General features: G+C 65.1%; 8 protein-coding genes. 6 read left to right on the top strand and 2 right to left on the bottom strand.

The features are described 5' to 3' along the window. Window positions 1–1,034, top strand: a 1,034-nt coding sequence (locus AC2VOG_RS08045) for a helicase-related protein (protein ID WP_486939387.1), incomplete at its 5' end; no start/stop codon positions are given. Continuing rightward, complete coding sequence (locus tag AC2VOG_RS08050; protein ID WP_486939388.1) at window positions 1,031–1,744, top strand: HNH endonuclease family protein; 714 nt, start codon at window positions 1,031–1,033, stop codon at window positions 1,742–1,744. The genes AC2VOG_RS08045 and AC2VOG_RS08050, both read left to right, overlap by 4 nt. A 105-nt stretch (window positions 1,745–1,849) precedes the next feature. On the opposite strand, the gene AC2VOG_RS08055 is transcribed toward AC2VOG_RS08050, so the two are convergent. Both AC2VOG_RS08055 and AC2VOG_RS08060 read right to left on the bottom strand, forming a co-directional pair. Beyond that, entirely contained in the window at window positions 1,850–2,695 is an 846-nt protein-coding gene (locus AC2VOG_RS08055) for an aldo/keto reductase (protein ID WP_486939389.1), read from the bottom strand. A gap of 3 nt (window positions 2,696–2,698) precedes the next feature. After that, window positions 2,699–3,541, bottom strand: a complete 843-nt coding sequence (locus AC2VOG_RS08060) for an aldo/keto reductase (RefSeq protein ID WP_486939390.1) — start codon at window positions 3,539–3,541, stop codon at window positions 2,699–2,701. On the opposite strand from AC2VOG_RS08060, the gene AC2VOG_RS08065 reads away from it, so the two are divergent. From AC2VOG_RS08065 to AC2VOG_RS08080, 4 genes are all read left to right on the top strand, one after another. After that, window positions 3,540–4,646, top strand: a complete 1,107-nt coding sequence (locus tag AC2VOG_RS08065) for an alpha/beta hydrolase (protein ID WP_486939391.1) — start codon at window positions 3,540–3,542, stop codon at window positions 4,644–4,646. The two genes, AC2VOG_RS08060 and AC2VOG_RS08065, sit on opposite strands and share 2 nt — an antisense overlap. 94 nt (window positions 4,647–4,740) lie before the next feature. Then, window positions 4,741–5,508, top strand: coding sequence for a DsbA family protein (locus AC2VOG_RS08070; protein ID WP_486939392.1), 768 nt, complete (start codon window positions 4,741–4,743; stop codon window positions 5,506–5,508). Beyond that, window positions 5,502–6,152, top strand: coding sequence for a vitamin K epoxide reductase family protein (locus AC2VOG_RS08075; protein WP_486939394.1), 651 nt, complete (start codon window positions 5,502–5,504; stop codon window positions 6,150–6,152). Before AC2VOG_RS08070 ends, AC2VOG_RS08075 begins: the two co-directional genes overlap by 7 nt. 38 nt (window positions 6,153–6,190) lie before the next feature. Then, window positions 6,191–9,574, top strand: a complete 3,384-nt coding sequence (locus AC2VOG_RS08080) for a pyruvate carboxylase (RefSeq protein ID WP_486939393.1) — start codon at window positions 6,191–6,193, stop codon at window positions 9,572–9,574. Window positions 9,575–9,599 lie beyond the last annotated feature (25 nt).

Raw genomic sequence — 9,599 nt, forward strand, 5'->3', positions numbered from 1 at the left:
AGATCGCCGGCGGCGAGGTCGGCATCGTCGTCGGCACCCATGCGCTGCTGCAGGACGCGGTCGAGTTCGACAACCTCGGCATGGTCGTCGTCGACGAACAACACCGGTTCGGCGTCGAACAGCGCGACCAGCTGAGGGCCAAGGCGCCCGCCGGCATCACACCGCATCTGTTGGTGATGACGGCGACACCGATTCCGCGGACCGTGGCGCTGACCGTGTTCGGTGATCTCGAAACATCGACTCTGCGTGAGCTTCCCCGGGGCCGGCAGCCGATCACCACCACCGCGATCTTCGTCAACGACAAACCCGGGTGGCTGGATCGAGCGTGGCATCGCATCATCGAAGAAGTGCGGGAAGGCCGCCAGGCCTACGTGGTGGCGCCGCGGATCGACGAAACCGACAACGCCGGTCAGGTCGAGAAGGACCAAAGGCCCTCGGCCACAGTCGAAGAGCTCTATGCCAGGTTGGGCAGCGACCAGCTCGCGGGTTTGCGGCTGGGGCTCATGCACGGGCGGCTCAGCGGTGACGACAAGGACGCGGTGATGACGGCGTTCCGGGCCCGCGAGGTCGACGTGTTGGTGTGCACGACCGTTATCGAAGTCGGTGTCGACGTGCCCAACGCCACCGTGATGCTGGTGATGGACGCGGACCGCTTCGGCATCAGCCAGCTGCATCAGCTGCGCGGCCGCATCGGCCGCGGCGAGCACGCCAGCATCTGTCTGCTGGTTACCTCGGTGGCGCCGCATTCGCGTGCCGGCCGGCGGCTGAGCGCCGTCGCCGCAACGCTCGACGGTTTCGAGCTCGCCGACCTGGATCTGCAGGAACGCCGCGAAGGAGATGTATTGGGCCGCAACCAATCCGGGCGTGCAATCACGTTGAAGCTGCTGTCACTGATTCATCACCGCGAGGTCATCGAAGCGGCCCGGGACTTCTGCGAGCAGGCTTACGGCAACGCCGCGGCGCATCCGGGTCTGGCGCTATTGGCAGCACCGTTCACCGGAAGTCGGCGCATCGAGTTCCTGGACAAGTCATGACGCGCAGGACATGGCTGTGGCTCTCGGCCATCGCAATCCTGACCGTGCTGGTTGCCTACCAGGTGGTGACGACCTCGGCGGGGGATCGAGACCGGCAATTCGCGGCCCGCGCTGACATTCCGACGGTGGCGCCTGGTGTCGATGTGTTGGCTGGAATTGCGGTGGTGCCGAAACGCATCCGCCGCTATGACTACCGGCGGGCGGCCTTCGGTGAGGCGTGGACCGACGATAACGACGCGCCCGGCGGGCACAACGGCTGCGATACCCGCGACGACATCCTCAACCGTGATCTTGTCGACAAGACCTACGTGTCGATCAAACGCTGTCCCGACGCTGTCGAAACCGGTGTCTTGCATGACCCGTATACCAACGCCACCATAGACTTTCACCGCGGCGCGAAGGTCGGGGAATCGGTGCAGATTGATCACATCGTGCCGTTGGCTTACGGCTGGGACATGGGAGCTTACGGCTGGACCGAGCAGACGCGGGTGCGGTTTGCCAATGATCCGGCCAACCTGCTGGCGGTACAAGGCCAAGCAAATCAGGACAAGGCCGACTCCCAGCCCGCCCTGTGGATGCCGCCCAACGCCGCGTTTCACTGCCAGTACGCCATGCAATTCATCGCGGTGTTGCGGGGTTACGGGCTGCCTGTCGACGCGCCGTCAGCCGCGGTCTTGCGCGACGCTGCCGGGACTTGCCCGAAAGGGTGAGCGCGTTTCGAAGCACACCTGCGTGGTCGTGAGGCCCACGCAGGCGGCCTTCGCCATTCGGCGACCGCCCCCAGGCGGCCGCCGCCTGCTGGACCGGGTATGCAATTAGGCCCCGGTGTAGGTCAGCGGGTCTTCGCGGACACGGGTGCCGTCGTTGAGCCCGTTGAGCGCCTCCATGTGCGTGGCGGTCAACTCGAAGTCGAAGACGTTGAAGTTCTCGGCGATTCGCTCGGGGTTGCTGGAACGCGGAATCACCACATTGCCCAGTTGGATGCTCCACCGGATCAACACCTGCGCTGCGGAACGGCCGTATTCAGCAGCGATCGACGTCACGGCGGGGTTGTCGACCAACCTGCCGACCGCCAACGGGCTGTAGGCCTCGGTGACGACACCGTGCTGCTTGTTGACGGCGCGCATCTCGGCCTGGTTGAGCAGCGGGTGCAGCTCGATTTGGTTGACCGCGGGGGTGACGTAGGTCAGGTCGATGACCGTCTCCAGATATTCCTCGGTGAAGTTGCAGACGCCGATGGACTTGGTGTGGCCATCGCCGAGGGCCTGGATCAGGCCGCCGAAGGTGTCGACATATTTGCCCAGCGCCGCCATCGGCCAGTGGACCAGAAAGAGATCGACGTAATCGAGGCCGAGCTTGTCCAGGCTGACCTTGACGGCGTCCTGTGCTGTGGTGAATCCCTGGTCGGCGTTGGCGACCTTGGTGGTGACGAACAGCTCCGCGCGGGAGATGCCGGACGCCGCGATCGCGCGGCCGACGGCTTCCTCGTTGCCGTAGACCGCCGCGGTGTCGATCAGGCGGTAGCCGATCTCCAGAGCCGTCGACACCGCACGCTCGGTTTCGGCGTCAGACAATTCGGCGACTCCGAGGCCGAGTACCGGCATCGTGTTTTCGTCGTTGAGTGCAATGGAGGGAACTGAGGGATCAGAGCCGCCCGACATCTGTTACCTGCCTGTGAAGTCGAAGGTTTGTGGATCAGGGCCGAGCCGGTTTCCATCGTCGAGCGACGAGATCGACGCCATGTCGTGTTCGCTCAATTCGAAATCGAACACATTGAAGTTGCTCGCAATCCGCTTGGGGTTTACCGACTTGGGGATGACGATATTACCCAGCTGAAGATGCCATCGAAGCAGTACCTGGGCGGGTGTCCGGCCAAGACCCTCGGCGACCGCGGTGACGACGGGGTTGGTCAACAGCGATCCCTGCCCCAGCGGCCCCCACGCTTCGGTGGCGATGCCCAGGCGGGCGTGCACCTCGCGCAATTCGTTTTGCGGCAGCCGGGGATGCAGTTCGACCTGGTTGACGGCGGGCACGAGCCCGGTGGCGTCGACGAGTGCGGTCAGGTGGTCGGGCTCGAAATTGCTGACCCCGATCGAGCGGATCCGGCCCTGGTCGCGCAGCTGGGCGAAAGCCCGGAAAGTGTCGACGAACTTGTTCAGCTTGGGCATCGGCCAATGGACCAGGTACAAGTCCAGGTACTCCAGACCCAGTCGGTCGATGCTGGCCTCGAACGCGGCCAGAGTGCTGTCGTAACCCTGCTCGGAGTTCCACAACTTGGTGACCAAGTACAGTTCGTCTCTGGGCACGCCGGACGCGGCGACCGCACGGCCGGTCTCGCGTTCGTTGCCGTACACCGCCGCGGTGTCGATGTGGCGGTAGCCGGCTTGCAGGGCGGCGAGCACCGCCCGCTCAGTGTCCGCGGGCGGGACTTTGAAAACGCCGAATCCGAGCGCGGGAATGCGATGACCGTCGTTCAGTGGGACCGAGGGACTCAAGGAACCAGACATGACACGAAGTCTGCCAGGCGTGCCGGATCAGCAGGTCAGTACCGGTGGTTGGGCCGCGCGGTTGCAGAGCGCCGCCACCACCGCCGGTCTGAAGGTGATTCCGTGGATCCCCACCCGCGCCAAGCGGCTGCTGTCCGGCGGCCGCGAGGTCACCATCGACGGCAACACGCTGGACCCCACCCTGCAGCTCGCGCTGACTGGAATGCGCGCGTTCGGAATGAACGGTCTGGTGATCAACCAGAATGTCGCGGTCTCGCGGGCTCGGATGCGCGAGATGACGCAGGGCTTTGGCGGACCGCAGATCCACGTCGGTGTCAGCGAGGTGTCGATTCCCGGACCGGCGGGCCCGATCCCGGCCCGCCATTACCGGCCGACGACGCCCGAACCGGCGCCGTTGGTGGTCTTCTACCACGGTGGCGGTTGGGTGCTCGGCGACCTCGACACCCATGACCCACTGTGCCGATTGACGTGCCGCGAGGCCGGCGTCCATGTGTTGTCGATCGACTACCGACTCGCCCCCGAGCACCCGGCTCCGGCCGCGGTCGACGACGCCTATGCCGCCTTCCGGTGGGCCTACGAGCACGCTGAGAAGCTGGGCGCGATACCGGGCAAAGTGGCCGTAGGCGGCGACAGCGCCGGCGGAAACCTGGCCGCGGTCGTGTCGCAAGTCGCCCGCGACGAGGCCGTTGAGCGGCCGGTCCTGCAGTGGCTGATCTACCCGCGCACTGATTTCACCGCACAAACCCGGTCACTGAGTTTGTTCGCCGACGGCTTTCTGCTCACCAAGGCCGACATCGACTGGTTCACCGAGCTGTACCTGGGCGCCTCCGACGCCGTCGCGACCGATCCGCGTATCTCGCCGCTGTTGGCCGAGTCGCTGTCGGGGTTGCCGCCCGCGCTGATCGCGACCGCAGGCTTCGATCCGCTGCGTGACGAGGGCGACCGCTACGCCGCGGCGCTGACGGCCGCCGGCACCCATGTCGATTTGCGCACGATGGGATCGCTGACGCACGGGTTCGCCAGTTTGTTCCCGCTAGGCGGCGGCAGCGCACTGGCCACCACCGAGTTGATTTCGGCCCTGCGGGCGCATCTCAGCCGTGTCTGATCTGCAACTGCGCTCGTAGGTAGGCTTAGCAGTTATCGCCGACCGCACCGCGGTCGGGCAGCGAAGCCGACAATCCGGAATGGTGACCAGACCCATGGCCGAAAAAGCCGCCAAATCGAATCGTCCCAAATACGATCTCAACGCCGCTGGGCGGCGCCGCGACCTTCTCTTCAGGATCGGGCTCACCTCAGTCGTGGTGATCTTCGCCGTCGTTCTCATCGGCTACATCGTGATCTCGCACGACAAGAAAACCGCCGCGACCGGCGCGCGGGCGATCCGGGTGACCACGAGCAAGCTCGTCACCAAGGACGGCACCCACGACCCGAAGGCCGTGGTCTCGTTCTACGAGGACTTCCTCTGCCCGGCCTGCGGCAATTTCGAGCGGAACTTCGGACCGACGGTGTCCAAGCTGGTCGACGACGGTGCTATCGCCGCGGACTACTACATGACGGGCTTTTTGAGCCGGCCGCAGAACCAGGACTACTCCTCGCGCGCCGCCAATGCCGCCTACTGCGTCGCCGACGAGTCGATCGACGCCTTCCGTCGCTTCCACACGGCGTTGTACACCAAGGAAATTCAGCCTTCCGAGACTGGGACATCGTTTCCTGACAACGCGAGGCTGATCGAGTTGGCCCGGGAGGCCGGCGTGGTGGGCAAGGTGCCCCAGTGCATTAAAGACGGCAAATACCTGCCGATGGTCGACGCAATGGTCGCGTCCACAGGCATTCACGCGACCCCCACGGTGCGCATCAACGGCCAGGACTACGAGTTCTCGACGCCGGAAGCTCTTGTCGCCAAGATCAAGGGGATCGTCGGGGATGTCCCGGGCATCGACTCGGCTGCGGTCCCTGCAGCATCGTGACAGCTACGCCATCGGCCAAATCTGATCAGCCGGTGCAGCATTCGACTCTGAAGCTCCATGAGCCGGCGGCCCCGTCGACGGCGGGCGCGTGGTGGATTCTGGTTGCAGGACTGCTCGGTCTGATCTCCTCGGCGGCGCTGAGCGTCGAAAAGATCGAACTCCTGATCAATCCGGCCTACGTGCCGTCGTGCAATCTCAACCCGGTCGTGGCGTGCGGTTCGGTGATGACGACGCCGCAAGCGTCGGCGTTCGGCCTCCCGAACTCGTTGATCGGTATCGCGGCGTTCGCCGTCATGACTGTCACCGGCGTCCTATCAGTCACCAAAGTTCCACTGCCACAATGGTATTGGATCGGTATGACGACCGGCGCGCTGTTCGGTGCCGCTTTCGTGCACTGGCTGATCTTCCAGAGTCTCTACCGCATCGGCGCCTTGTGCCCCTACTGCATGGTGGTATGGGCGGCGACCATCTCGATCCTGGTGGTGGTCGCCTCGACCGCGTTCGGACGGACCGGTGACGGCCGCGCCGGGACGGTGGTGCGTGCGCTGAACCATTGGCGGTGGTCGATTGCCACGCTCTGGTTCACGGCCGTCTTCTTGCTGATTATGGACCGTTTCTGGGACTACTGGTCCACGCTGATCTGAGACAACCTGCCTACCCGTCGACCGAAGAGGGACCTATCTTGATCTCCAAAGTGCTGGTTGCCAACCGCGGCGAGATCGCCGTTCGGGCGTTCCGGGCCGCCTATGAACTCGGCATCGGCACCGTTGCTGTATACCCGTACGAAGACCGAAATTCATTGCACCGCTTGAAGGCCGACGAGTCCTACCAGATCGGCGAGATCGGGCACCCGGTCCGGTCGTACCTGTCCGTCACCGAGATCGTCGACACCGCCCGTGCTGCGGGCGCCGACGCGGTGTACCCGGGGTACGGCTTTCTGTCGGAAAACCCGCAGTTGGCGGCCGAATGCGCCAAAAAGGGCGTCACTTTTGTCGGCCCCAGGGCCGAAGTGCTGTCGTTGACCGGCAACAAATCCCGCGCCGTCGCCGCGGCTCGCGAAGCGGGTCTGCCGGTGCTGAATTCCTCGATGCCGTCCTCGTCTGTCGAGGAGTTGGTCGCGGCGTCGGCCGAGATGGAATTTCCGCTGTTCGTCAAGGCCGTTGCCGGTGGCGGCGGTCGGGGCATGCGGCGGGTCACCGATGCCGAGGCGCTGCCCGAGGCGATCGAGGCGGCCAGTCGGGAGGCCGAGTCGGCGTTCGGGGATTCGACGGTCTACCTCGAACAAGCGGTGCTCAACCCGCGCCACATCGAGGTGCAGATCCTGGCGGACACCGAGGGCAACGTGATTCATCTCTACGAACGTGACTGCAGCGTGCAGCGACGCCACCAGAAGGTCGTCGAGTTGGCGCCGGCCCCGAACCTGCCCACCGAACTGCGGGACAAGATGTGCGCCGACGCGGTGGCCTTCGCCCGCCACATCGGGTACAGCTGCGCGGGCACGGTGGAGTTCCTGCTCGACGAGCGCGGCCACTATGTCTTCATCGAGATGAACCCACGGATCCAGGTCGAGCACACCGTCACCGAGGAGATCACCGACGTCGACCTGGTCTCCAGCCAGTTGCGCATCGCAGGCGGAGAAACCCTGGCGGACTTGGGATTGCAGCAGGAGTCCATACACACGCGCGGCGCCGCTCTGCAGTGCCGGATCACCACCGAGGACCCGGCAAACGGATTTCGCCCCGACACCGGACGGATCACCACCTACCGCAGCCCGGGGGGCGCGGGCATCCGCCTGGACGGCGGAACCAATCTGGGCGCGGAGATCAGTGCCCACTTCGACTCGATGCTGGTCAAGCTGACCTGTCGCGGCCGCGATTTCACCACCGCGGTCAACCGGGCACGGCGCGCGATCGCGGAATTCCGTATCCGTGGAGTATCGACGAACATCCCTTTCCTGCAAGCGATCCTGGACGATCCCGACTTCCAGGCCGGACGTATCACCACCTCCTTCATCGAGGAGCATCCGGCACTTCTCACCTCGCGATCATCGGCCGACCGCGGCACTAAAATCCTCAACTACCTGGCCGACGTGACCGTCAACAAGCCGCACGGATCCCGGCCGTCGGCGGTCTACCCGCAGGACAAGCTGCCCGACATCGACCTGACGAAAGCGCCACCGGCGGGCTCCAAGCAGTTGCTGGTCGAATTGGGTCCCGAAGGCTTCGCCCGGTGGCTGCGCGACTCCTCCGGTGTCCGCGTCACCGATACGACCTTTCGGGACGCCCATCAATCACTGCTGGCGACGCGGGTGCGCACCAGCGGCCTCGGGCTGGTAGCGCCGTACATCGCCCGGACCATGCCGCAACTGCTGTCCGTCGAATGCTGGGGCGGCGCGACATACGATGTGGCGCTGCGGTTCCTGAAGGAAGACCCTTGGGAGCGCCTGGCAGAGCTGCGCGAGCTGATGCCCAACATCTGCCTGCAGATGCTGCTGCGGGGCCGCAACACCGTCGGGTACACGCCCTACCCGGAGTTGGTCACCTCGGCGTTCGTCGACGAAGCCACCGCGACCGGAATCGACATCTTCCGGATCTTCGACGCATTGAACAACCTCGAGTCTATGCGGCCCGCGATCGATGCCGTACGCGAAACCGGTTCTGCGATAGCCGAAGTCGCGATGTGCTATACCGGTGACCTGTCTGATCCGGCCGAGAACCTCTATACCCTCGACTATTACCTGAAGCTGGCCGACGAGATCGTGGAAGCTGGCGCGCACGTGCTGGCGATCAAGGACATGGCCGGCCTGCTGCGTCCTGCGGCGGCGCGGGAACTTGTCGGCGCGTTGCGTAGTCGCTTCGACCTGCCGGTTCATGTGCACACCCACGACACCCCCGGCGGCCAGTTGGCCAGCTACGTCGCCGCCTGGCAGGCCGGGGCGGACGCGGTCGACGGCGCATCGGCCCCGATGGCAGGCACCACCAGCCAGCCCGCGTTGAGTTCGATCGTGGCGGCCGCCGCACACACCGAGTACGACACCGGAATGTCACTCGAGGCGGTCTGTGCGCTGGAGCCTTATTGGGAGGCACTGCGAAAGGTCTACGCGCCCTTCGAGTCGGGGCTTCCGGGCCCGACCGGGCGGGTGTATCACCACGAGATTCCCGGCGGTCAACTGTCGAATCTCCGCCAACAGGCGATTGCCCTGGGGCTGGGGGACCGGTTCGAGGAAATCGAGGAGGCCTACGCCGGTGCCGACCGGGTGCTGGGTCGGCTGATCAAGGTCACCCCGTCGTCGAAGGTGGTCGGCGATCTGGCGCTGGCGTTGGTGGGGGCGGGCTTGAGCGCCGACGAATTCGCTTCGCACCCAGAGAAATTCGACATCCCGGAGTCGGTAATCGGGTTTCTGCGCGGCGATCTCGGTGATCCGGTGGGCGGCTGGCCTGAGCCGTTGCGTTCGAAGGCTTTGGCCGGACGTGCGGAGCCGAAACCTGTCGAGCAATTGACGCCCGAGGACGAGACCGCGCTGGGGCTGCAGGGGCACAAGCGTCAAGCCATTCTTAATCGTCTGTTATTCCCGGGCCCGACAAAGGAATACGAGTCGCACTCGGAGATCTACGGCGACACGTCGCGGCTGTCGGCCAACCAGTTCTTCTACGGTCTGCGCCAGGGCGAGGAGCACCGGGTGCAGTTGGAGCCGGGCGTCGAGCTGTTGATCGGCTTGGAAGCGATTTCCGAGCCCGACGAACGCGGCATGCGCACCGTGATGTTCATCATCAACGGGCAGCTGCGGCCGGTGGAGGTTCGAGATCGCAGCATTGCCAGCGAGATTCCGGCTGCGGAGAAAGCTGAGAAAGGTAACCCCAAGCACGTCGCCGCACCGTTCGCCGGGGTGGTGAACGTCGGGGTTTCCGTCGGCGACGCCGTGCAGGCCGGCCAGACCATCGCCACCATCGAAGCGATGAAGATGGAAGCGCCGATCACCGCGCCGGCCGACGGCACCGTCGACCGAGTCGCCGTGTCGGACACCGCTCAGGTCGAAGGCGGGGACCTGTTGGTGGTGCTCGCCTGACGCGCCGGCGACGATGCAGAGCGTG

Source organism: Mycobacterium sp. TH-M11, from assembly GCF_057473725.1.